Annotated in this window: 26 protein-coding genes; 13 read left to right on the plus strand and 13 right to left on the minus strand. The window is 43.6% G+C overall.

Annotated features, from left to right (window positions below; translation table 11 throughout):
- Positions 1-6 precede the first annotated feature (6 nt).
- Together LROSL1_RS00405 and LROSL1_RS00410 are read left to right on the plus strand one after the other, a co-directional pair.
- Positions 7-1047 carry a zinc-dependent alcohol dehydrogenase family protein gene (locus tag LROSL1_RS00405; protein WP_178913322.1) on the plus strand — a complete coding sequence of 347 codons (1041 nt, stop codon included), beginning with the start codon at positions 7-9 and terminating at the stop codon, positions 1045-1047.
- 122 nt (positions 1048-1169) lie between these two features.
- A complete protein-coding gene (locus LROSL1_RS00410; protein WP_178913323.1) occupies positions 1170-1997 on the plus strand; it encodes a histidine phosphatase family protein in 828 nt (275 codons plus the stop codon).
- Positions 1998-2089: 92 nt separating this feature from the next.
- Here the strand turns inward: LROSL1_RS00410 and LROSL1_RS00415 are convergent, their stop codons facing one another.
- Both LROSL1_RS00415 and LROSL1_RS00420 read right to left on the minus strand, forming a co-directional pair.
- Positions 2090-2764 (minus strand): hypothetical protein, encoded by a 675-nt coding sequence (locus LROSL1_RS00415; RefSeq protein ID WP_178913324.1) that lies wholly within the window; start codon positions 2762-2764, stop codon positions 2090-2092.
- A 1-nt stretch (position 2765) separates the two neighbouring features.
- Entirely contained in the window at positions 2766-3245 is a 480-nt protein-coding gene (locus LROSL1_RS00420; protein ID WP_178913325.1) for an NUDIX hydrolase, read from the minus strand.
- A gap of 173 nt (positions 3246-3418) precedes the next feature.
- Here LROSL1_RS00420 and LROSL1_RS00425 point away from each other — a divergent pair, with 173 nt between their 5' ends.
- The 10 genes from LROSL1_RS00425 to LROSL1_RS00470 all read left to right on the plus strand — a co-directional run bounded on the left by LROSL1_RS00425 (position 3419) and on the right by LROSL1_RS00470 (position 13067).
- Entirely contained in the window at positions 3419-3961 is a 543-nt protein-coding gene (locus tag LROSL1_RS00425) for a PadR family transcriptional regulator (protein ID WP_178913326.1), read from the plus strand.
- Positions 3945-5525 carry an MFS transporter gene (locus LROSL1_RS00430; RefSeq protein WP_178913327.1) on the plus strand — a complete coding sequence of 527 codons (1581 nt, stop codon included), beginning with the start codon at positions 3945-3947 and terminating at the stop codon, positions 5523-5525. Before LROSL1_RS00425 ends, LROSL1_RS00430 begins: the two co-directional genes overlap by 17 nt.
- Before the next feature lie 564 nt (positions 5526-6089).
- Positions 6090-7460, plus strand: a complete 1371-nt coding sequence (gene brnQ, locus LROSL1_RS00435; protein WP_178913328.1) for a branched-chain amino acid transport system II carrier protein — start codon at positions 6090-6092, stop codon at positions 7458-7460.
- A gap of 130 nt (positions 7461-7590) precedes the next feature.
- Positions 7591-8190, plus strand: a complete 600-nt coding sequence (locus LROSL1_RS00440; RefSeq protein WP_017261368.1) for a TetR/AcrR family transcriptional regulator — start codon at positions 7591-7593, stop codon at positions 8188-8190.
- Positions 8180-8758, plus strand: coding sequence for an NAD(P)H-dependent oxidoreductase (locus LROSL1_RS00445; protein WP_178913329.1), 579 nt, complete (start codon positions 8180-8182; stop codon positions 8756-8758). The genes LROSL1_RS00440 and LROSL1_RS00445 overlap by 11 nt, the downstream gene beginning before the upstream one ends.
- 11 nt (positions 8759-8769) lie before the next feature.
- Positions 8770-9159 carry a hypothetical protein gene (locus LROSL1_RS00450; RefSeq protein ID WP_178913330.1) on the plus strand — a complete coding sequence of 130 codons (390 nt, stop codon included), beginning with the start codon at positions 8770-8772 and terminating at the stop codon, positions 9157-9159.
- Between the two features lie 75 nt (positions 9160-9234).
- Entirely contained in the window at positions 9235-9822 is a 588-nt protein-coding gene (locus LROSL1_RS00455) for a DJ-1/PfpI family protein (RefSeq protein WP_178913331.1), read from the plus strand.
- 117 nt (positions 9823-9939) lie between these two features.
- Complete coding sequence (locus LROSL1_RS00460) at positions 9940-10485, plus strand: PadR family transcriptional regulator (RefSeq protein WP_225440538.1); 546 nt, start codon at positions 9940-9942, stop codon at positions 10483-10485.
- A complete protein-coding gene (locus tag LROSL1_RS00465) occupies positions 10478-11842 on the plus strand; it encodes an MFS transporter (RefSeq protein ID WP_178913332.1) in 1365 nt (454 codons plus the stop codon). The genes LROSL1_RS00460 and LROSL1_RS00465 overlap by 8 nt, the downstream gene beginning before the upstream one ends.
- Positions 11843-12263: 421 nt before the next feature.
- Positions 12264-13067, plus strand: coding sequence for a MetQ/NlpA family ABC transporter substrate-binding protein (locus LROSL1_RS00470; protein ID WP_178913333.1), 804 nt, complete (start codon positions 12264-12266; stop codon positions 13065-13067).
- Between the two features lie 189 nt (positions 13068-13256).
- Here the strand turns inward: LROSL1_RS00470 and xylB are convergent, their stop codons facing one another.
- The 10 genes from xylB to LROSL1_RS00520 form a co-directional block, all read right to left on the minus strand.
- Complete coding sequence (gene xylB, locus LROSL1_RS00475; protein ID WP_178913334.1) at positions 13257-14759, minus strand: xylulokinase; 1503 nt, start codon at positions 14757-14759, stop codon at positions 13257-13259.
- A 2-nt stretch (positions 14760-14761) separates the two neighbouring features.
- A complete protein-coding gene (locus LROSL1_RS00480) occupies positions 14762-15802 on the minus strand; it encodes an aldose epimerase family protein (protein ID WP_178913335.1) in 1041 nt (346 codons plus the stop codon).
- Between the two features lie 15 nt (positions 15803-15817).
- Entirely contained in the window at positions 15818-17176 is a 1359-nt protein-coding gene (locus tag LROSL1_RS00485; RefSeq protein WP_178913336.1) for a sugar porter family MFS transporter, read from the minus strand.
- Positions 17177-17281: 105 nt separating this feature from the next.
- The gene (locus LROSL1_RS00490; protein ID WP_178913337.1) at positions 17282-17977 is read right to left on the minus strand and encodes a D-lyxose/D-mannose family sugar isomerase; all 696 of its coding nucleotides are present in this window, start codon (positions 17975-17977) and stop codon (positions 17282-17284) included.
- Positions 17978-18133: 156 nt separating this feature from the next.
- Positions 18134-19111 (minus strand): LacI family DNA-binding transcriptional regulator, encoded by a 978-nt coding sequence (locus tag LROSL1_RS00495; RefSeq protein WP_178913338.1) that lies wholly within the window; start codon positions 19109-19111, stop codon positions 18134-18136.
- Positions 19112-19374: 263 nt separating this feature from the next.
- On the minus strand, positions 19375-19959 hold the full coding sequence (locus tag LROSL1_RS00500; protein ID WP_017261360.1) for a hypothetical protein: 585 nt from the start codon (positions 19957-19959) through the stop codon (positions 19375-19377).
- Between the two features lie 28 nt (positions 19960-19987).
- Positions 19988-21412 (minus strand): MFS transporter, encoded by a 1425-nt coding sequence (locus LROSL1_RS00505; RefSeq protein ID WP_225440539.1) that lies wholly within the window; start codon positions 21410-21412, stop codon positions 19988-19990.
- Between the two features lie 56 nt (positions 21413-21468).
- Positions 21469-21681 carry a hypothetical protein gene (locus LROSL1_RS00510; RefSeq protein WP_017261358.1) on the minus strand — a complete coding sequence of 71 codons (213 nt, stop codon included), beginning with the start codon at positions 21679-21681 and terminating at the stop codon, positions 21469-21471.
- 66 nt (positions 21682-21747) lie between these two features.
- Positions 21748-22329, minus strand: coding sequence for a hypothetical protein (locus LROSL1_RS00515; RefSeq protein WP_178913340.1), 582 nt, complete (start codon positions 22327-22329; stop codon positions 21748-21750).
- 17 nt (positions 22330-22346) lie between these two features.
- Positions 22347-22769, minus strand: coding sequence for a MarR family winged helix-turn-helix transcriptional regulator (locus LROSL1_RS00520; protein WP_017261356.1), 423 nt, complete (start codon positions 22767-22769; stop codon positions 22347-22349).
- A gap of 350 nt (positions 22770-23119) precedes the next feature.
- Here LROSL1_RS00520 and LROSL1_RS00525 point away from each other — a divergent pair, with 350 nt between their 5' ends.
- A complete protein-coding gene (locus tag LROSL1_RS00525; protein WP_178913341.1) occupies positions 23120-24055 on the plus strand; it encodes an aldo/keto reductase in 936 nt (311 codons plus the stop codon).
- Between the two features lie 197 nt (positions 24056-24252).
- On the opposite strand, the gene LROSL1_RS00530 is transcribed toward LROSL1_RS00525, so the two are convergent.
- Positions 24253-24810: a TetR/AcrR family transcriptional regulator gene (locus tag LROSL1_RS00530; protein WP_178913342.1), complete on the minus strand. Its 558-nt coding sequence runs from the start codon at positions 24808-24810 to the stop codon at positions 24253-24255.
- Between the last annotated feature and the right edge of the window lie 34 nt (positions 24811-24844).

Raw genomic sequence — 24844 nt, forward strand, 5'->3', positions numbered from 1 at the left:
TTAATAATGAAAACAGCAGTGTTTGTAGAGCCAGGAAAAGTTGAAACGCAGGATTTACCTAAGCCAGAAATTAAGCAGCCAACAGACGCAATTTTGAAAATCGTTCGGGCCTGTGTTTGTGGATCAGACTTGTGGTGGTATCGTGGCATTTCTGACCGACCAAAGAATACGCCAGTCGGGCATGAAGCCATCGGCATTGTCGAGGAGGTCGGCTCAGAGGTAACTGACGTTAAACCTGGTGACTTTGTCATTGCGCCATTCACACACGGTTGTGGTCACTGTGCCGCTTGTCTGGCCGGCTTTGATGGTGATTGTTTGAATCCAAGTGACGATGAAGTGGTCGGCTATCAGGGTGAATATTTACGATTTAAGAATGCAAATTGGGCGCTGGTTAAGGTGCCTGGACAGCCATCAGATTATACAGATGACCAATTGAACGATCTGTTAACATTAGCCGACGTTATGGCAACAGGTTATCATGCTGCGTCATCCGCTGAGGTTAAGAAGGATGACACCGTTGTTGTTATGGGCGATGGTGCTGTTGGTCTGTGCGGTGTAATTGCCGCTAAGTTGCGTGGTGCCAAACGGATTATTGCGATGAGTCGTCACGAAGATCGTCAAAAATTGGCCAAGGCATTTGGTGCAACAGATATCGTTGCAGAGCGCGGAGATGATGCAGTGAAGGCTGTGATGTCCCTGACAGATGGTGCTGGCGCCGATGCCGTTTTGGAATGTGTCGGAACGGAACAATCAGTTGACACAGCAGTTAAGGTCGCACGTCCAGGTGCCGTTGTTGGTCGTGTCGGTGTGCCACAAAAAGCGGACATGAATACCAATAGTTTATTCTGGAAAAATATTGGTCTCCGTGGTGGAATCGCTTCTGTAACGACTGATGATCGGAACATTCTCTTGGACGCAGTGTTAAAGGGTGAGATTCATCCAGGTAAGGTGTTCACCAAACGGTTTGATTTAAAACACATTGAGGATGCTTACGAGGCGATGGACAAACGTGAAGCAATCAAGTCGTTGCTCATAGTGCGTCAATAATTTACATTATGAACATTTCCTAATAAAATTGGCGAGTTCTCTAATAAACAGAGAACTCGCCAATTTTATTTGATATGCTTATGTAAGCGGTTTCTAGAACACTTAATTGAGGAGATTTTCATATGTCATTTAAGAAGAAATTTGCACTTATTCTAGGTACTATTACAGCTTTAGGGACGTTTGGAATGGCCAACGTTACTAGTGAACCGGCTATGGCTACTAGCACAAAACCAGTGACCATATACTTAACTCGGCACGGAGAAACGACTGCCAACGTTATGATGCGTGTCCAGGGCTGGAGCAACTTTCCACTGACTAAGAACGGGATTAAAGTAGCCGATGATTTAGGCCGTGGCTTGAAAAACACTAAGTTCAAGGCAGCCTACACAGGGGACTTAACCCGACAAACAGTAACAGCGCAGGAAGTGTTGAAGTACTCAGGCAATAAACATGTCTCTGTTAACCAGAACAAAGATTTGCGCGAAGGTGGTTACGGTAGTTTTGAAGGTGACAGTATCGCTGCCGATAATAACAAGATTGCCGGCGTATATGGCTACAAGACTGGCGATGAGTTCATGCAGAAAACGGGTAAGGATTACTGGAATCAGCTGCAGGACGCCTACCACAAGCTCGACACTCAAAACAGCCAGGATACTAAATTAGTCAAAGCTGATCGTGCCGAAAGTGCTAAAGAGGTGCAGCAACGGATGACGACGGAACTCAACCACATTGCGAAGACAACTTCGAAAGATGGCGGTGGTAATGTGTTGGTGGTTAGTTCAGGAATGTCCATCAACGAATACTTGTCCACAATGAGCAAGAAGTACGAGGGCAAGCCATTAAAGAACGCGGCTGTCACTAAGCTTGTTTACAAGAATGGTAAGCTCCAAGTATCTGGTCCAATTGGAACATTAAGCTACGTGGATAAAGGCGCAAAGGCCAGCAAGTAATTTTCACATAATGAAACAAATTTAGAAACCGCGAAAAGCCCTGCATAGGCGACCAAACATTGGTCGTCTAGCAGAGCTTTTTTGAGTTCGGTTCACTTTTGTAAAGCATCAGGAGTAAGCGAGTCTAGCTCTGTCAGCCATTGGACGCTATCTTCGTCTGCGTCTGCAGGGATGGTGTATTTGAGCGGTTGAAAAACGGTGGCAACGGCTTGCCAATCCAGACCCTGCTCAGTCTGGAAACTGTGACGCAATTGATCAATTTGTTGATTGGACACACTGCTTAACTGTTGTTGATTCCCTTTAAACATCAACAAGAAACTGTTGACCGTCAGTTGTGTGCTAAGAGATGTGTGCCAATCATTTGGAGTTAGTTGATTGTCTGTAAGATGTTGATCTGCAAGCGGCACTGCAGGCACTTCTTTGGTCAAAAAACGTTGCAGGTGTGACCATTCGTGATTAATGATTGCGTAAAATTGCCATGGCACCTGAATGGCGAAGGCTTTCAAAGTATTGGTTGTAATTGTCGCAATATTCCAAACGGACGTGTTAGTTTGTTGAGCCTGTTCGAGCCAAGTGCGTAAGAAGTGTTGCGTGGTTTGTTCAACCAACTGCGTCTGATTATGCCGAGTTAAATGCCAGCGGACGAGCAAAAAGTCGACTAAATCGGCCTCACCAATCGTATGTTGGCCCTTATTACTAATTCGCTGGCGTAAATTGCGTAGCTGCTTTTGCCGACTACTGCCAGCGTATTTACCTTGTTTAACCATGTTACAAATTGTCCCTCCATTGGATGTTAACGTGCTTTTCAAACTGACGTACAATCGCCAAGTCGACTGGATCAATATTGATTGTATTCAGGTCTTGGCTGGGCACAAACTTGATTTTATCCATTTCGTCACCCTTGTGAAAAATAAAGGGCGTTGGTTGTGAAATATCACCGGCACAGACGGCACGATTTCTGGTTTCTTTTTTGTCTTCATCGAAGATAGTAGCTATTCCGCAAAGCGTCAAGTGCTGTGCGGTTTGATGTGTTTCTTCACACAGTTCGCGAATAGCCGTTTGTAAAACTGATTCAGTTGGCGCTTCTTTAGGCTCACGTTTGCCAGCGGGAATTTCCCATCGCAAACGCCAGTTGTTAAAGCCGACGAGGTAACATGCTTGAAATTGACAGATGACAAACGCACTGGAAAATAGGTCATCCGGATATTGTGATGGATCAGTTATAGTTGTGTAGTCTTTTAAAAGCATTAGGCCATCATCTTTCATATTGCGCTATTTTAAAACTATCGTACAAGTGTGCCGCTACGGATGAAAGCAATTTAATTAAAAAAACGTTTTAAGTTCATTATTGACGAATGTATCAGTCTGATATATGATAATTTCACAAATAACATATCTGACTGATATATGGAGGCGTCTTAATGTACGAATTATTTGTTTTGGGACAACTGACAGATAAACCGATGACTGGCTATCTGTTACGGAATGTTTTACAACGAATTGTCGGTAACCGGCGAAAAATTAGTTTTGGCATGATCTACCCGCTATTGGATCGACTGGAAACAAAGGGATTTATTACATTGACGGACAGTCAGGATGACGCTAATCGTGGCAAAAAGGATGCCACACTGACTGAGCTGGGTAGAGAACGATTTGAAGAACTCATGACGGCTCCAGTTCCATTGAATCAAAACACTGATTTTACGTATGAAGTTAAGTTTCGTAATTTTCATCAAATTGACCTGAGTTTGCAACTCAGTATTTTAGGCGAATTTGAACAGTATTTGGAAAATAAAATTGAAGATGTTGCAGATGCCGAAGCTTATTTACAGCAGACGAAGATCACGCCAGATGATCTTAAAGATGCCGTTCGGCTGATGGCGTTAACCAAGGTTCAGGCAACAGCGGCATTGAAATGGACTAAGTCAACAATTGAGGAGGTACAGAATGGAAACAAAGACTAATGTTGGTGGGGCTCGCCGCTGGTTGAGCTTGGCAACACTGTGTGTGGCGGTGTTTATGTCACTGTTGGATGTGACGATTGTTAACGTGGCGTTGCCAACGATCCAAAAAAGCTTTAATGAATCATTTAGTGACGTTCAATGGATTATCAATGCGTATACCCTGGCGTATGCTGTTGTCTTATTGGTTGCTTCCAAACTCGGCGATATTTTTGGACGCAAACGAATTTTCTTTATTGAATTAACAATTTTCACGTTAGGATCACTCGCCTCAGCATTATCAACAACGGGGTTACGGCTTAACTTATTCAGAACGATTCAAGGAATTGGTGGCGCAGGCATTATGGGGCTGTCGATGACGATTGTGGCATCTACCTTTGTCGGACGTGACCGTGGACTGGCGTTTGGTATTTGGAGTTCCGTGATTGGGGTCGCCACCGCTATGGGGCCGCTACTTGGCGGGTACTTAATTCAGCTATTCAATTGGCGGGCTATTTTTATGATCAATGTGCCGATTGGTGTTATCGCATTGTTAGGTGCTATCTACTTTGTTGATGAAAGCTACGGTAATCGCCAGGGGTCAATTGACTGGATTGGTATGTTGATAAGTATTGCAATGGTGTTTAGTCTTGTATTCGGCCTGGTTCAAAAAGAGACTCATTCAGCATGGCATTGGTCGAACTTGCACGTTGCCGGTTATTTGATTGCGGGAATTGTGCTACTAATTGGTTTTATTTTGCTGGAACGTCACCTTAAGAGTCCGATGATTGACTTGACCATTTTTAAATCAATTTCGTTCGATGGCACCATTATTGCTGCTTTCTGTTTGGGCGCTGGGTTATATGCTTTCTTCACGTATTTGACGATTTGGATGCAAGATTATCTTGGATATTCTGCTATGCAAACGGGGGTTAGACAGTTAGCAATCAGTATTTTCAGTATGATTTTAGGCCCTATTGCTGGCATGTTGTCCGGCCGTTGGCAAAAACGTTGGATGATCAGTGGCGGGTTGTTATTAATTGGTTGCGGCTTTTTGATTATTTACCACGCCGTTAGCCTCAAGGTTATGTATATTGACTTTGTGGCTGGCTTTGCGCTTTTAGGCATCGGTAATGCAATTGTGAACCCGCCTTTGTCCTCGGCAGCGATGGATAGCGTGAAAATGAGTCAGGTTGGTATGGCAAGCGGCGTAATGAATGTCTTTCGGCAATTAGGGATCAGTTTTGGAGTGGTTATTTACGGTTTACGTTTGAGCCATATTTATGACCCTGCAGTTACGACAAACATAAAAGCAATTAGCCAGTTACCACAACAAGCAGTGGCAGGAATTACGAAAGGCCTTCACCAGGCAGGACCAATGGCCGGCCATAGCGTTGTTGAAGGCGCAAAGAGATTTACTGCACATTATGTAAATGGATCGGAAGTTTTACGACAAATGAACAAAGCGGTGTTCAGCGCATTTAATCAGGGCTATAAAGGTGTTCTTGTGACAGCTATTACCCTAGTTGTTGTGGGCGCAATTGCTGCAGGTCTTATGATTAAGGAACCGCATCACGCGCAAAAATAATGATGTGACATTTCCCGGGAAATACATTTCACACTGTTTCAGATTAAAATCTATTGACATTTCTCATCAATTATTTAGAATGGCTAACAATAGATTAAACAAGTTATGAAGCAGAGGAGTAACAGGCAAGATGTGCTTGAAGCGAGCCCTAGTTGATGAGAATGGGTGGCACAATGTTTGTGAAAGTAACCTGTGAGCTTTTGAATTCCAAACGAAATTCAGTGGGGTGGTGCCCATTATCGTCACCAAACTCTAGTCGATTGATGGCTGTAGTTTATGAGATTATGCTGGCGACAGTATAACGATGCAAGGTGGTACCGCGTTCGCGCCCTTCGCAACAGAGATGTTGCGGGGGACGTTTTTTTGTATGTGAGTGTGACCAGCTCCGGTTTGAAGCCGAGCGATAAGGAGAAAGGCGAACCATTCGGTGAATTTCTGAATGATTTGTCTTTCAGCTTATGCACAGGATTCAGGAGTTGGGAGCGCGTTATAGCCATGTAGCAGTAAGCATTCCAAAGACACTAGTCTCCTTAAACTTGGACCACAGAAAGCGAGGTTGACCATATGGATCAACGAGAAAAACATTTAACAAGACGCGATTACTACGTCTTAGGATCACTACTATTCGGTTTGTTCTTTGGTGCCGGCAACTTAATTTTCCCGATTCACTTGGGTCAACTGGCCGGTAAGGGATGGATCACCGCTACAATTGGTTTCCTACTCTCTGCAATTTTATTGCCATTGTTGGCGATTATTGCTATCAGTGTGACACGTAGCGATAGCATGTATGATCTTGCTAGGCCAGTGAGTAGACGATTTGCATCATTCTTTCTGCTAACTACGCACGCCAGTTTGGGACTGTTGATTGCCTCACCCCGGACGGCGACGGTTACGTTTGAAATCGGCGTCGTTCCTTTTATTCCAAAAGGGACTGAAACAATCAGTTTAGCCATTTTTTCATTTTTATTCTTCTTGGCGACATTCCTGCTGGCCAGCAATCAACAAAAAATCACGCTGTATGTTGGCAAACTCCTCAATCCAATGTTTCTCCTGTTATTAACGTTTATTTTCTTCTGGGCCTTGGTAATCAAAGGTGATTTAACCCATGTGCCTTTTGTGAGCGCGGCTAATTCAATTGGTGGGCTGACAAACGGGTTTCTACAAGGGTATAACACGATGGATGCTCTGGCCGGTCTTGGATTTGGGGTAACGATTGTCAATGCGCTCAAGTATATGGGGGTGCACAATGAGGGCGCTCAGTCACGGGCCATCGCTAAGATTGGTCTTTTCTCAATGTCACTAGAAACAATTATTTACACGTTTTTGATCATGCTTGGTGCCGTTAGTTTACGGTACACATCAATGAGTGCTAACGGTGGGCTAGCCTTTGGTCAGATTATGGAACATTATACCGGGCTGATTGGGACGGCCTTATTAGCCGCACTGACGTTGCTAGCCTGCCTGACCACCGCCATCGGGCTCATCACATCACTGGCACAAGACCTCAGTCGTCGTTTTCCACGTGTTCAGTACCGGACTTTTTTGCTGGGGACGACGGTGGGAGCTTTTCTGATTGCTAATATCGGCTTAACTCAGATTATTGCCTTCTCAACGCCATTATTAATGTTGTTATATCCATTGGCTATCAGTCTGATTGTGCTGGGGATCTTGCAGCCTTTGATTCATCAGAATGCCACAATTTATCGGACGACGATTTATCTAGTCCTAATTCCGGCAATCTTTGATTTCATTCACGCTTTGCCACCAGTGTTTGCCAAATTGACGGTGGTTAAAGCCTGCAATCATTTTGCCCAGCAGTTCTTCCCCTTGTTCAAAGATGGACTGGATTTCTTACCGTTTATGCTTATCGGTTTAATTGTCGGTCTGGGATTAGTCGCCTTGCAACGAGAGCCAAAACAAAATTCGGTTGAATAGTGTTGCACTTAAAGTGAATTAACGAAGCGAACTTTATTGCCTGATGAGAATTAGGATGAAGTTCGCTTTTTATTGTCAATTTAGGTGAACAGTGTTATCCTAAAATCAAAATTCAAAGGAAATGATAGATGTGGCAGATTTGAGGACAACGGATACGCGTCAGCGAATTGTTGAGTATGCCGTTGAGTTTGTCGGTGAGAACGACTTTCACCTGCTATCTTTACGGACGGCGGCTAAGACCGTTGGTATTGCGCCATCGGCAGTGTATAAGCATTTCAAATCAAAAGATGATTTGTTGGATGCGGCCTTGCAAGAGGTCTCACGTCAGTTTGAAACCGAAGCTATTCAAAGTGTGGCGCAACTTAGTCCCAAGGAACACCGGGAGATTATTGCAAAGCTAGGGAAAATGATTGTGTCTTGGGCAGGAATAAAACCGCACGCAGTGGCGTTTCTTTTCTTTAGTCCTAGGGCACTTGCTGAGTATCGGCAGCAGAATTTTTTCAGTAATACTGAGGAACCCTTTTTACGTTATATGAGTCAGGAAGTCTCAGGGTTAAAGCATGACTATCATCTGACCGAAGAGAGTGACTTGTTGTTTACCAAGCTGTGGTCTTTCATCTTTGGCTACGCACAACTCATTGTTAACGGTGCGCTAACTTATGATGAGGCTGTTGTGGACAGTATGATTGATGACATTGTGAAAAACGGGGGCGTTAACGATGCAAAGTAAAACAACAATTGTTTATTGCCATCCGTATGATAAAAGTTTTAATCATCAGGTGTTGATGACGGTTCAAGAAAAGTTAGATCAGTTAGGTGAGGCGTATGACGTTATTGACCTGTATAAAGATCAATTTGATCCCCGCTATTCTGTAGCTGAACTGGCTAAGTTTAAAAATGGTGACACCACGGATCCACTAGTCACTAGATATCAAACGGTGCTGCGAAATAGTACGAACCTCATTATCATTACGCCGATTTGGTGGAACGACCTGCCAGGTATGTTGAAAGGCTTTTTTGATAAGGTGATGAAACCTCAGTTTGCCTACATCAACACTCCAAGAGGCGTTAAGGGTTTGATGACGAATATCAAACGGGCTGATGTTTTAACAACATCCACGTCACCAACATGGTATTTAAAGTTGTTTTCTGGGAATGCAATTAGCCGTGTTTTTATGGGGGCAACGCTTAAACAGCTGGGAATCAAGCAGCGGCACTGGACCAATTGCGGCGGCATTACGAACAGCCATTTTAGTCAACGACAAGCGTTTTTAAAACAGATTGTGAATCAAATTTGAGGGTGATCTTAATGCAAATTGGATCTTTAGCGGATTGGTTTACGGGTGCAGCGACGTTTGCAGCGGTGCTCACGACATTACTTTTCAACTTTTTCGAACGACGACGGGCGGCCAAACAGAGCATTTACAGGGCTAAGACAGCCATGGCACGTTTAAGTTTGGATGTGATTCGACAAGTTGATGGTTTGACTGACGACGTTAGCGATGGTGATTCATTGAGTGCCATTCATACAATGAGGATCTACGTCTTTGTGCTAACACTGATCGGCAACCAGCAAGTCAGTGAACTCTTGGAGGCTAGCGAACTATTTTTAGTGACCGCCAACAAGACGGCTGTTGGTAAAACAGATAAGTCTGAGTTGAAGGAAGCTTATGATCAGTTAGTAGCAAGGACAATCTAGAGCAGTTCTGATAATCTTTCAAAAGGTGTACACTATAAATGCGAACGTACATTCGAGAAAAGTGGGAGATTATTTATGAAAATAGCAGAGTTTGTCCTTTTGGATCAATATGCTGACTGGGAGGGAGCCTATCTTTCCAGTCAATTGAATCAGAAGAAAGATTGGCAGGTTAGGACGGCATCAATCAAGTCGTCAGTCAAATCTATCGGTGGATTTACAACCCAAGTCGATGATCTGATTTCTGATGTCCCTGAGCATATTGATTTATTGGTTCTAATCGGTGGCAATTCTTGGAGCATTACCGATGAGGCACTTTATCAGCTTATTTCGGGTAGTCTAACAAACGAAATTCCAGTTGGGGCCATCTGTGGGGCCGTTGATTTTCTAGCGAGAACAGGTTTGTTAACAGGATTTAAGCACACTGGGAATGCCCAATATTTGTGGAAAGATTATGTAGACTATAAAAACCCAACAGATTTTCAAAACGTTCAGGTTGTCAGCGATCGTAATCTCGTTACTGCCAACGGGACTGCTGCGTTAGACTTTACAGAACGGGTTCTTAAAATGATTGGTTCCTCAGCAAAGGAGATTGCGATGGGCGTCGAGTTACATAAACTTGGTTTTTATGCTTATACGGAGAAGTACGGCAACCCTTATCAGTAATGATGCTGAATTACGCGGACACATCAAATGTGGCCGTTTTTTTGTTTGCTTTTTATATCTTTTAGATATATATTGTTTGCATCTAAAAGATATAAAGGGACGGCAAATTCTAAAATAATGAATGAATTATATATTTTGGGCGAACTGATGGAGAACCCTAAAACGGCTTATCGTTTGCGTCAATCAATGCAGGTTTCACTTGGCCGTCACCGAAAGATTAGCTTTGGTGTCATCTATCCATTGTTTGAACGTTTGGAAAAAGAGGGCTACATTACGCTAACGGTTCAAGGCGATGACAAACGGTCGACAAGATTGGCAGCCATCACCAAGAAAGGTGAAGTGCGATTCTTGGAATTAATGTATGCGCCAGTTCCTGAGGGCGCTCACACGGATGATATTTTTCAAATCAAGCTGGATTCAATGCAGCATTTGCCATTAACCGATCAACAGGGATTGCTGGATCAGTATATGAACGAGCAGATTGCCATTGTGAATGACTGTCAAACGGAGTTGGAGCACTTAAAGAAGCACGAGCACAAGGATCACTGGTATGCGGCACAGAAGATGCAGTTACGTCTCCGCCAAGCGCAGGTGACAGAGCAGTGGATCCAAGGCTTTAAAGTAGCACTGGAGAAGAACGGGGGCTTTCAGTCGAATGACTAAAGAAATCAAAATTGCGTTATTAATGGCGGCGAGCCTCTTCATGGAAATCATGGATGGGACGATTGTGACCACGGCGTTGCCGAGTATGGCGAAATATTTTCAGACAGGATCAGCCACAGTCGCACTGCTAGTGAGCATTTACCTAATTACTGTTGCGATTTTTATTCCATTAAGTGGGTGGCTCGCTGATTGGTTTGGCAAGAAACGCATGTGGTTATTGGCCGTTGGCTTATTTACGTTGAGTTCGCTGGGCAGTGCGCTGGCGCCTACGTTTGCCATTCTGCTGGGGATGCGGGTGATCCAGGGAATGTCAGTCGCAATGATGACACCAACGGCTCGACTGATCGTGTTGGAAAAGACGATCCCGTCACAATTGTTGCGAATGACGAGTTACTTAGTATGGCCGGCCTTAATTGCGCCAGCGATTGCGCCGTTAATCGGTGGTTTGATCGTGACATGGTGGAACTGGCGCTGGATTTTTCTGATTAATTTACCGATGGGAATTATTATTATTTTGATTGGGATTTTTCTGATTGATCAAGATAATCAATCAGCAGAACATCGCCAGTTTGACGTTATCGGTTTTGTTGAGATCGCAATTGCATCAGGATTAATTTTAGCTGGGGCAGAATTAGCGACTCATGGTCGTTCGGAATGGCTATTAGCAGCACTGATGGTGGTCATTGGTGCGGGGATGTTAGTCTTTTCCTATTTTCACTTACGCAAAGTCGAAAATCCTTTGTTTTCCGTTTCGTCACTACGAATTGAATCATTTCGGTTCACACAAACGGGCGATAGCGTTTTGTGGTTATCAGTTGGGGCCATGCCATACTTAATGACGGTTTATTTGCAAACGATTTTTCAGTGGTCACCGGTAAAAGCATCAGGTTTCGTGATTTTTATTTTTCTGGGAAATATTGGCATTAAACCCTTCACGACAGTGATTATCAAAACGCTAAAATATCGTGGCGCACTCTTTAGCGCCTTCTTGATGGTGATGGTCAGTTCGTTCTGTTTGGCACTGATTACGATATCAACATGGCCATGGATAATCGCATTGTTGGCGTTTATTTCCGGGGTTGGGCGTTCCTTAGCGTTAACTGCCTACAATGGGCTGACATTTGCTGATGTGCCGTTGGCTGAACGTAACAGTGCGAACACGTTAACGGCCGTGATTATGACCTTAGCGCAAGGATTAGGTGTGTCCTTAATTACAGTGATCGTCTCCGTTCTCAGTCAAACAATGACGTTGGGACATGCTTACCAGTTTGGTTTTGTTTTCTTAGGATTGCTCATGTTGTGGCCAATGTTTGAGTTAACGACGGTCAGTCGAAATATTGGTGAAAGTACGATTTAGTTTTAAACGAGTTACTTTCAGTAGATTATTTTTTCTCATTGACTTTTAATGATAACGGGCGTATATTTTTGTCAATCAAACAACAAAACGAATTGATCAGGAAAGTAATGTTGATTGCCAGCGCTTAGAGAGCCTCTTTAGCTGAAACGAGGTCGCAGGGCACAATATGAAAATGGCCTGTGATTGGTGTCACCGAACTGCAAGGACAGGTGGCAATGACCGGCACTCATTATTGTGCACGCCATGAAAATGGCTAGTAAGCATCAAGATGCAAGTCTTGGTGAAACAAGAATGGTATCGTGCGCGAGCGCTTCTTAAGTGGTGGACTTAGGGAGCGCTTATTTTTGTGCGCGATGTAAATGTTGCCAGTTGTTTGTTTAGTTGACCGTCGTAAACTTGATTTGATAGGGAGAGGTTCAATATGAAAAAAACGGGACGTTTATTAGCAGCATTAGGAATCACTTTTGGATTAGCATTAACATTAGCAGGCTGTGGAAAGAGTAGTAATAAAACGGTAAAGGTCGGTGTTGTGGGCGACCAGGACGCAGCTATTTGGAAGGCCGTTGGCAAGGAGACTGAGAAGAAGGATCACATTACCTTAAAGATTGTGAACTTTACCGATTATACTCAGCCGAATGCGGCACTGTCAGACCACAGCGTAGACATTAATGCGTTTCAAAGTTTAAACTTCCAAGATGCGTGGAACAAAGCACATCACACTAACATCGTTGCTATTGGGAATACTTATTTTCAACCATTAGCGCTGTATTCTAATAAGTTTAAGAAATTGTCAGAAATCAAACACGGTGCGCAGATTGCGATTCCAAATGACGCGGCTAACGAAACACGGGCATTAGTGCTTTTGAAACGGGCTGGATTTATCAAACTGAACAAGGCTAGCTTGCCAACGACTAAGGACGTCACTGAGAATCGATTGGGCTTAAAGTTTACAACTGTTGATGCGGCACAAACAGCGCGTTCTCTGTCCAGTGCGGATGCTGCAGTCGTTAATGGTAACTACGCTTCGGCTGCTAAGCTGTCACTTAAGGATGCTCTTTACGCTGAACACTTAAAGACAGGTGGTCAGTACATCAATGTTGTTTCAACCTTGAAGAAAGATAAGAACAACGCAACGTACAAAAAGATCGTGAAGGCCTATCAGACGGAGGCAACCAAGCAGAATTTGAAGAAATACTACAAAGGAAATACGTTACCGGCCTGGTAGAATTAATGCCAAATTAACGAGCATCTGAGAATGTTATCAGACACAAAAATACCCCTGAATGAATCTTCAACCGGATTCATCCAGGGGTATTTACTGTCTAAGCAGTTAATAAATGTTCCACGTGTAACATGAATCAATATTCATGCGTGCACGAGTGTCAATAAATTTATAAGGTTAGTCACACACCGACTAACTGTTTTGACGACGCAATTGCAACAGTTGATGGCTTAGAGATGCCGTTGCCTCGTAAACTTGATGGTAAACAGCGTAAAATTGCTCATATTGTGCGACATGCTCCGGTTGCGGCTGATATATTTTACCGTACTGAACAAACTTTGCGACACAAGTTTTCCAGTCAGGATACCAACCCAATCCCATGGCGGCAATCATGGCAGCTCCTAATCCAGGGCCCTGTTCATTAACAAGGCTGGTGACTGGTGCATTAAAAATATCTGCCTGTAGTTGCAGCCAAAACGAACTTTTGGCGCCACCGCCAATAGAGACAACCTGTGAAAATGTACGATGGTTGTTCTGATAAATTTGCAAAATATCTTTAAAAGAATAAGTGATTCCTTCCAGCACTGATCGGATAAAGTCGCCTTGAGTCTGAACACCATCTACGCCAATAAAACTGCCGCGAATATCGGCATCTGCGTAGGGTGCTCGCTCTCCTACAATGTATGGTGTAAAGATAAGCCCGTTTGCGCCGATTGGCCGCTCGGCGGCCAGACTAGTGAGTTCATCAAAAGAATGGTCTGGAAGAAAAGTTCGTTTGAACCAGCAAAGACTGTAACCCGCGGCTAGGGTAACGCCCATGGAATAGTATTGGTCAGTGATCCCATGATCTTCAAATTGAAGCACGCCACGGTAATTGCTTGTTTTAGGTTCCGTCTTCAGAACAACGCCAGAGGTCCCAATGCTTACCATAACTTGTTTGTCATCAACAATACCGGCGCCAATCGCGCCTGCAGCGTTATCTGCTGCACCTCCGAAGACTTTAGTGCTAGTAGATAGACCAGAGAAGGATGCATAACTGCTCGTAATATTGCCGACAAAATCCGTGGAATTAATTAACGGCGGGCATAAATCGATGTCGATATTTAATGAATCCAGGATTTCTTTGCTCCAAGTGCCTTCGTTAACGTCAAGCATGACCGTTCCAGTGGCATCAGAGTAGTCGATAGCTAATTTGCCAGTCATTCTAAAACGAACATAATCTTTGGGAAGCAAAACCGTAGCAATCTGTTTATAAATTTCTGGCTCATTTTCTTTGACCCACAGTAACTTGGGCAGCGTGAACCCTTCTAAAGGTTGATTCTTAGTGATTGTTTCAAAACGATCACCCAAAACGTCTGTAATTTCATGACGCTGTTTTGCTGCGCGGGTGTCATTCCACAAGATTGCAGGCCGCAGTATTTGATGATTTTCGTCAAGCAGGACGAGACCGTGCATTTGACCAGAATAACTGATGCCTTCAATGTCTTCTGGTTTGAGATGATCTTTCAAGATTAAATTTACAATGGCAACAGTAGTCCCAGATACCCAGTCTTCAGGATTTTGTTCACTGTACCCAGGATGTGGTTGGTTGAGTGGATAATCAAACGATTGCTGAGCAACAATCACACCTTCCTGATTAACGGCTGAAACCTTGACAGCACTGGTGCCAAGATCAATGCCCAATACATAACTCATGCTTAGACCCCCTCAGAAACATGATACCGTGCGTGGTAGGTTTGATTAACGTCTGCTTTTAAAATCATGTTACCAAAACCTTCGAGGTTAATCGCATTGGAAAGAATATGTGGTTCCACTGCAATACCAAGGAATGGTTTTCCTGCACCCTTATTAGTTTGCATGGCTGGTGTAAACCCATTGGCTGTAAAAATAGTAACCCCGTTACGATCTGCAGTCGTTTGCAATGTTAAGTTGCTTTCTTGATCACGAATGGTAACGTCGGCACCTGCAGGCGTGAGAAAAGTATCATCAATCCCAGCGCCGTGATTACTGTCAATAATGCTTTTAATTGCCTGACCAACATTTTTAAAATTTCTATAATCATACATGTCGTTGTCGATAGGGGCCAGAATGCCGTTTGGCACATGTTCCTCATCCAATGCTTCAACAAATTGAGCATTACTCTTTATGTCATGGTTTTTGATGTCTTGATTATCCTTATTTAAGTTGAAGTAGGCGTGACAAGTGGGACTGAACAAAGTGTCAGTATCACAGATGGCTTGGTAAGTGATGTCAACAGTGTCGTCTTCTGAAAGCGAATAAGTGACTGTGACTGTCATGGTGCCAGGGAAGCCGTCCAAAGACTGGTCTACCTGTCGACTGAATTGAAGGTAGTTATCACCATCGTCCGTGGATAAAATAGTTCCTTCCCACTGCAAATAAGCAAATCCGTGGGGACCACCATGAAGAGTGGTAGCGCCTTCATTTTGCTGTAATTGAAACTGCTTTCCGCCAAGCGTAAAGCGACCATTTTTAATTCGACCAGTTACGCGGCCAATTGTGGCACCTAAATAGAATGGATTGTTCAAATAATGCGCAATATCAGGTTCATTTAATAACACATTTTGTGTCGTTTTATCGTGACGTGCTAAACGGTATTCGTACCAGGTTGCCCCAAAATCCAATACACTAATACTCGAACCACGTTTATTGATTAATGTAAACTTCTTAATAAGACGACCGTTATGATGATCAAATTCTTCGATTTTATTAGTAATCATAATGTCCTCCTACCATTATTTAGCGCGGTTATGCAGCTCTTGTTCAATATCTTCAAGGCTGCGGCCGCGGGTTTCGAATACGAATTTTGAGACGAATACAATTGCTAAAATACAAATAATCCCGTAAATAGCGAAGATTGATGTTCCTAACCAAGTTAATAAAATTGGGAAAGTTAATGAAACGATTAAGTCAGCAAACCAGTCGATAACACTCGCGAAACCAGTTCCTAACCCACGCACATTTAACGGGAAAACTTCTGCCATTACGACCCAAGCAATTGGTCCCCAAGTTGCAGAAAAAAAGACAATGTACACGGCAAGAGCAATCATAACGATCCAGGCAGAGAGTCCAGAACCTTTTTCAGCAAAATTAGTCACGATTGCAAGTGTAAATAGTGAGACCGCCATACCAACGGAACCAAAGTTAAGCAGCGTGCGACGGTTAAACTTATCCATGATAATGACAGCGATACCGGTGGTAATAACGGAGACGACACCTATCCCAACAGTCCCTAAAATGGCAGCCGAATTTCCGAGTCCCACCTGTGAAAAGATGGTTGGAGCGTAATATAAAACAGTGTTACATCCAGTAATCTGTTGGAAGATACATAGTCCAACAGCAATTACCAATGCAGGGTGGACAAGTTTTGAGAATAAGTCTTTTAGAGTACCAGATTCTTGTTTGTTAGCTTTTTCAATAACTGAGAGCTCATCGTTAACTTCTTCTTCATTGTCTCCCCGAAGACGCATCAATACATTTTTAGCATCCTCAGTTCGCCCAACTTTGTATAAGAATCGTGGACTTTCAGGTAGCAATACACCACCAATCAATAGGATGATCGCTGGTAGTGCAGCAAACGCTAACATATAACGCCAGCCATTTGTGACGTTAGCAAAACTATAGTCAATGATGTAGGCCAGTAAGATACCAGTCATAATCATTAATTGGTTAAGACTGGAAAGCGTGCCCCGGATACGAGCAGGAGAGATTTCAGCTAGGTACATTGGTACTAGTGCCGACGCACCACCGACGGCGACACCTAAGATGACCCGGGCGATGACCAAGACTATCACATCAGGTGAAAAACCTGATAGTAGGGCACCAATTAAGAAAATTAATGCTGAGAGCATCACCATTTTCTTGCGCCCGAACCGATCGGACATTGGACTGATGATAGCAGCCCCAATAATGGCACCTAAAAGAACAGCACTAACGACTAGGCCCTGCTCAAGGGAGGTAAGTTTCATTTCTGCTCGAATGTAAAGCAATGCACCAGAGATAACACCTGTATCGTAACCAAATAATAATCCGCCTAGCGCACCAAAAAAGTAAATATACCAACTGCTGCGGCTTTTTGCCGTTTTGTTTGTCATGATGCTTCTCCTTTCAAGAAAAGTGTCCTTATTCCTAACTCGGGAACGAGGACACGGCATGTTCAAACATTAGTCAGAACATGAATACCAGCTATTAAAAGACGATTATTTGTTACCACGCAGTGTAGGATAATCAGCGAATAGAACATGACGAATAGGTTCATCTTCGTCCACGTTCGAAAAACGTGGTACTGGTTCAAAGAAGCGATTGTCGACGTTGTCATCATTTGATGAAGAAACTTCCCAAACCATGATCTTGCCTGTGCCTTTGCGACCCATCCAACGGTGATAGATGCGTTGTGTCATCGTGACACTTTCTCCGGGTTCCAATGAAACGACGCCACCGGCAGGAACAGTGATTTTCTTGCCATCCTTAACTAAATGCACATCCGATTCTTTATCGAGTTGTTCATCGGCTGTTGCGTTGTAAACGGTAATGTCGAGAATACCGCCGCCACGGTTGATAGTGTCTTCTTCCTTAATCTTGTGGAAGTGCATTGGTAATTCTTGACCGTCTTCAAGGATCAAAATTTTTTCACAGTAAGGTTTTGGATAAGTTTTTTTGTCGTTGAAATTACCATTACGGAAAGTGAACGTAGCCAAGCCACGTTTAGCAAAGTCATCACTGCCAAAGTCTGTGACATCCCATCCCAACATGTTGTCAAAGGTTTCCTGATATTCTGGGCCGGCATTCTTCACGTCTTCGGTTGTCCAGTTAGCAAATTCTGGGAAATAAACTTTGTGTTCTGAGGCAAAAGCAATTAAGTTGTCCAAAATGGTGTTAATTTGTGAACGTTTCATGATATATAAATCTCCTTAGATATAAGACTAGGTATTTGTTAGTTAATTTAATGAAATGAAATCGATTTCATAAAAGACCATAAAAATCGGTAATTGATTTTTATGTAATGCGCTTAAGGAAGCGCTTACAAAAGTTTTGATTAAAAAAGTAATCTATTATCGAATTACTAATTTAGTCTGGACGATATCATGCGTCACGGGGCGATCGGGATTAGCGAGGCGATCCATGAGTGTAATAAAAGCTTTGGTACCAATAAGATATGCTGGTTGATCTACTGAAATAATAGGATATTGAACAAAATCAAACCAAGGTTGATCATCAAAAACAGCTAGTTTCATATCCCCAATTTGCCATTCTTTAAGGACTTTCAGCACATTCATTAGAATCACATTGTTACCACAGAAGAGGGCATCACACTGATTAGTTTGAATGAGATTAAGTGCCAATTCTGCTGTGTGCTGACCAAGGTAATCATCGAGTGCAATATCTTGCTCACGAATTGGGAAATCGTGAGTTGTTAGTGCTTTTCGGAAGCCATTTAAACGCTCTGTACCGGTTGTGGCGACGGGGCTAACAATGGCATTAACGCGGGTCGCGCCTTGCTTAATTAAAGCGTCAACGGCGTTAAAACTGCCCTTCTCGTTATCAACTAAAACTGTGTCATATAAATTGGCATCCTTACCTTGTGGCATACGGTCGATGAAGACGAGAGGCATGTCATTGACCATTGAATGATAGTTGGCATGATTACCAGTGCTAGCCAAAATGATGCCATCTGCCTGATGATCAACTAGCATATTGATATAACGCTGTTCTTTATCTGGATTTTCGTCAGTGTTGCAAACAATCACAGAGTAGCCACGTTTAGTAGCCGCATCTTCGATACCACGGACGAGGGTAGTAAAAAATGGATTTAATACGTTTGAAATGACCACACCAATAGTTTTTGTAGTGTGATTTCGCATGCTTTGTGCGAGAGCACTCGGCCGATACTGCAATTCGTCCATCCCATCTTTAACCTTCTGGATTGTTTGTTTGCTGACCAATTCAGGTTGGTTAAGAACACGAGAAACGGTTGCTTCTGATACTCCCGCATATTGTGCTATTTGTTTAATAGTAACTTGCTTTGACAATTTTTTACCGCCTTTATGAAATCGATTTCATATACAAGATAAACCCTAAAAATTTGTGTGTCAAGATAACTTTATTATTTTTGATAGCGCTTTCTTAATTTGCTATACAGATGTTTGGATATGTGTAAACAAAAACGACATGCACTTAATGTGGCTAAGTACATGTCGTTTTATGGCAGTTAAAATTCACTACGATTTTTGTCTTTTGTAACTGGAAGTCCTTGAGAAACATTCCTTTGTTACACGTGAAACAGACAGATCTTTTAGGCGAGTGCGGATGGCGCCTTAAGTTGTGGCCCTTTGCCTTCACGAGCTAAGACCCAGTCATCAAGGTTCCACTCTTCTGTTCCACGACGCCATTGACCGAAGTCCCAGCGTGATTCACGTTCGATTTCAACAATTTCGTTGTTTGGTCCAATTGAGACCCAATTATAGGAACCGTTGTGATGAGCGAACTTGACCCACAGAATCGGTGTGGTTACGAGTTGACCAGCATCATTGGTGAAGGTGCGCGTTTCTTGGTCAATGCGCATGAAGCTCAGTTGATGAGCGTAGGCTGAATCAATGGATTGAAAGACCTGAGTAGCAAGGTTGATTGCTTGTTGACTCCTTGGCAAGTTGCCTGGTTCTTCGAAACTGAAGTTGTTGTAGCTGATGAGGCGGTTGTCGCTACCGTAAATAACCGTTACGTGAGCGTTATTGAGAACTACTGGACCTTCCTTTTGGTAGCGAACGACGGTTACCTGTTCGCCATTACGAGGGTGCTGTTCACGGCTAACTGCAACAAAATCATCTGGAATAACAAGGTTGCGGTTTTCTTTGCCGTTAACGTTCAAATACTTTGTCATAAGGAACTCCTCCAAATTTAAAGAGATATTAGTGTTGATGAGCGAGATTGGCGTTTTTAGCAATCGTCCGTTTGCGTGCACGATTGAACACAATGATACCCGCGCCAGCTAAGAGCAATAAGCCAAACAGATAGGCGGTTCGTTGTGCGGCAATAATATTAGCTGCAGACTGACCGATAGCTGTGGTTGTTCGATGACCTGCATCAAACGAAAGGTGAACATAGAAGGTTAGTGTTGAAAGCGTAGTTCCCAACACGAGTCCGAATTCACGCATTAATGAGTTAATCGATCCTGCCATCCCACGGTCGGCGGTTGAGACACTTTGCATGATCAGCGTGTTGTTTGGTGTGCCGAAGACAGCCGTGCCGATAGCGATCAGTGCTGAAACACCGATGAAGACGATTGGTTCAACATGACCATTGCTGAGCACTAGGCCAATCTGAGCCAGCAGAAGGATGATTAAGCCAGCAGCCATAACACGCTGTTTGTTGAATTTATCCGTTAGTGTGCCGGCAATAGGGTTTGCTACTAAAGCGACAATCGGTGAGGCCATTAGCAGCAAACCACTGACTTGACTGGAATACTTCAACACGATTTGCAGGTAGATTGGTGCCAACAATGTGAAGAAGTAACCGACAACAAAACTGATCAATGCGGCAACAACGTTTTGCGTAAACGCGTTGTTTTTAAGCAGGTTGAGATTTAATAATGGACGCGCTGCCCGACGTTCGTGATAGACGAACACAGCGATCATCGCAAAGAAAATGATCAGGCCAATAGTGGCCCACAGCGGATGGGTCATGATGACACTGGATGCAACGAAGAAAGAAATGGCCAGGATGATCAAGTCACCGACGCCCAACCAATCTACATTTGGCCGGGAAAGTTTGCCAGGTCGTGGAAAGATAAACCATTCGGCAATGAGGCAGATAATACCCAGCGGAACGTTGATCCAGAAAATGTAACCCCAGGGGAGGAAGGCCAAAATGAGTCCGCCTAACCCTGGTCCCGCAAGTGATCCTAATGAGATGAACAAAGCTTCAATGCCAAGTGCACGTCCCAGATACTGTGGTGGGAAAGTATCCGTTACGATGGCATAGCTGTTAGCCATCGTCATACTGGCACCTACAGCCTGAACAAAGCGACCGAAGAGGACAAACGGTAAGTTGATTCCAAAACCTGCCAGTCCTGAGCCAATCAGGAACAGTGCGGTGCCAATTTCAAAGATGAATGGTCGACCGAGCTGATCGCCAAGTTGACCGAAAAATAGTAACAACGCACTGATGGTGATGAGGTAAATGCCAATAATTGTCGTTGTTGCGTTTGTTGAGACGCCCAAATCTCTTGCAATGGTCGGAATGGCGATGCTAACGATGCTACCGTCAATGATGACCATGAAGAAGAATGAGCCAAGAATACTTAAAATAAGCCATCTTTTAAGCAACGATTCCACTTCCTTTCTTTCACCTTTTTTAAACAGGATTGCGTAAAGTGAATGAGGGAAGGTGTTTATTCGCCGTCTTCATCGAGTTCACGTTCCAGTTGGCGAATCTGTTGCTCGAGATCCTTGATGGTGTCCCGAACTTCATCCAGCGTTAGACCCTCTGAGCTGTAGCCCTTGTAGTAAGCAGTGACGTAATCGTTGTCTTCGAGACGTTGCAGTTCATCGCGTAATTGGCCTAAACGTTCAACGTCATAATCGTACTTGTCTTCGTTTAACATGATGAAGCCTCCTCGGAATTGTGTGGTTTCAAACGGAAAATAGTGAGCGGAGTAGGGCAGACGGTGCTATCCCAATGGCTGTGGTGCCGGTAATTGCCGACGTTTGCCCTCACGAACCAGAACCCAGTCGTCAAAATTCCACTCTTCGGTTGAACGGCGGGAGAGCAAGTAGTTCCAGCGGGAGTCACGCTCAACTTCAACGATTTGTCCGCCTGGCCCTACAGAAACCCAGTTATATGAGCCATTGCGGTGTGAAAATTTGACCCAGAGGATTGATGTTTGAACGGTTCGGCCACCGTCTGTGAAAGTTCGTGTTTGCTTATCAATGCGCATGAAGCGCAAATGGCGAGCAAAGTTCGGATCAATCGATTCAAAGGTTTGTTGTGCAATCTGTAATGCTTCTTCGCCACGTGGCAACGGTGCGTCACTATCGATACTAAAGTTGTTGTAGCTTAGTAGCCGACCGTCGTTGCCGAAGATAACTGTGACGTGGGCATTGTTGGGAACGACTTTGCCAGCTCGTTGATAACGAATTACCGTCACGGTTTTGTGATTTCGCGGGCGTAGATCACGGGCGACTTCCACGAAATCATCTGGTAACGTCAACATCTTGTTTGGCTCATGGTGAATATCAACAAATTTTGTCATCAGGTATGCCTCCTTAATTACGTTAAACTAACGGCAATTTGGACTAAGGACTCTGTAAACGCGTCCACTTGTGCTGCAGATAGGGCGCCTAAACTTTCCTGATTAATGTGGGCTAACACATGTTTAAGAGCTGGAATCAAACGAGTGCCTTTGTTGGTCAAACTGATATTCCAGGATCGCTTATCATCTGTGGCCCGTGTCTTTTTGACTAGTCCCAGCCGGATCAGTTCATCCAAACGACGCGTCACGTTGCTTGGACTGAGATAAATTTGGTGAAATAACTGATCCTGTGTCATTTGTCCTACCAAGTTCAGTTTTAAGAGGAAATAGTAGTTACTGGCGGTTAGTTGAAGTGGCATGAGTTCATTATTTAACTGCATTTGCAACTTACGAGAAACGATATTGAGTTGTGCTAAAATCCCGTCATCTGTTGCCAGCATTGGTTTCACCTTCCTTACCTTTTTAGTGTCTAGAATTATAAAACCAAAGATTTATTTGCGCAAGCAAGTAAATATCAAAAACTTCGCAAATACAAATCTTTTTGTATTTGGCGATGTTCAGTTTACTTATTAAGTCAGTTAATGATTCATCACGCCCTGATGGGACAGCTTCTGACGGTTTTCTATTTGGATAGCTAGCCGGTGCTGTTTTTAACAAGGGGGGTTACGGAGTTGAAATTGGTTTGCTGAGTTAAAAGTTTCGTAGCAGGGGTAACCACTTGACCGCACCCCCATTGTTAGTTTTATAGTTAAAGCGAATACACAACAACTTTTGATTTGGAGGAAAAACTATGAAACAACGCAACATTGGCGGTACCGATTTTAAGGCATCCGCAGTCGCCTTGGGAATCATGCGAATGGAAGCGTTATCCGCTGACGATGCTGCAAAAACGCTAGACAGTGCGTTTGACGCTGGCATCAATTATATTGACTCAGCTGATATTTACGGGATGGGCAATTCCGAAAAGGTCTTCAAACAGGCCTTGGCAAAGTCATCTGTCAAACGTGATCAGCTCTATATTCAATCGAAGGGTGGGATTATTTTTGATCCTGCTCGCAGTCATGGCAGCTTTGTGTTTGGCCAACGCTATGATTTTTCAAAACAACATTTGATTGAATCAGTTGATGGTATCTTGGAACGGATGGGCATTGATTATTTAGATGCCTTTCTGTTGCACCGGCCAGATCCACTGATGGAGCCTGACGAAGTGGCAGCTGCTTTCGATGAACTGCAGGCTTCTGGTAAGGTGCGTCATTTTGGTGTATCAAACTTCAATCCTGAACAAATTGAAATGTTGCAAGCAGCAACGAGCCAACGTTTGCTCATTAACCAATTACAGTTCAGCATTATGCATTCTGGCATGATCGATGAAGGATTGCACGTCAACATGACGGATGATCGTAGTGTGATGCATGATGGCGGACTGTTGGAATATTCACGTCGTAAGCATATGACGGTCCAGACATGGTCACCATTCCAGTACGGTTTCTTCGACGGAACATTCATTAATAACGATAAGTTCAAAGAGTTAAATGACAAACTACAAGAACTGGCTGAAAAGTACGATGTTTCTAAGAATGCTATTGCCACAGCCTGGATTTTACGTCACCCAGCTAACATGCAAGTGTTGTTATGCACAGGATTCGGGGTCAGGATCGCGTTTTGGATATGTAGTAGCAAGGACAGCACGGATTCTATGGGGAGTGAGCGCGTTTTAGATACATAGAAATGGGTGCGTCACATAACGGTCAGAGACAGGATAGCGTTATATCAATAAGCGCAAAATAACCCCCATCATTCGCCAATAATGATGGGGGTTTGACGACGCATTTCAATTTCAATGTGATAATACTAGCGTTGTTATGGAAGAGCAATCATTAGGCTGATCATTGATTGACATCCTTGGACGACATAGAAAGGCTTTTACTCTTTAAGGGCCGCCAACGTTGATTGTTGAAACTTTGCTAGGATTTCATGAATTGTTTCTATAGACTCCCTTTGTCCGTTACTCAGCCATTCACGCCAAATTGCGTAGACACCAGCGCTCATGAACTTAACCCAGTAGGTTTGTTGGGCAATGCTGATATCCTTCCAATTGATGGTCTCCTTATAGAAAGTGGCCATGTTTTCGTTGAACACAGTTTGAATAATGGGTTCAAATCCACGTTTGGCAGCCAGATTAAAAGTATCAGTCATGTCCGTAAAAAATTTTCCTAATGCTGCAATTTTCTGATCCTGTGGCGTGTTGGTCATAATGTCATTAAAGCGTGCGTCAATCTGCGGTTTAAAATACGCGATCAAAACATCCGCTAGTGTCTCAAAGTTTCGGTAGAATGCCATGCGACTGACGCCGGCTCGGCGGACGACCTGAGCGATAGTAATCTCAGCCAGGTCTTTAGTTTCCAACAGTTGTAGTAAAGCTGTGGTGAGATATTCTTGCGAGTCTTGTTTGATTTGTTGCGCATGTTTGGTGGCTGCCATTACAATTCTCCTATTCTGTCACAGATGCCCGTTT

It is taken from the genome of Furfurilactobacillus rossiae, assembly GCF_013394005.1.
Taxonomy (GTDB): Bacteria; Bacillota; Bacilli; order Lactobacillales; family Lactobacillaceae; genus Furfurilactobacillus; species Furfurilactobacillus rossiae.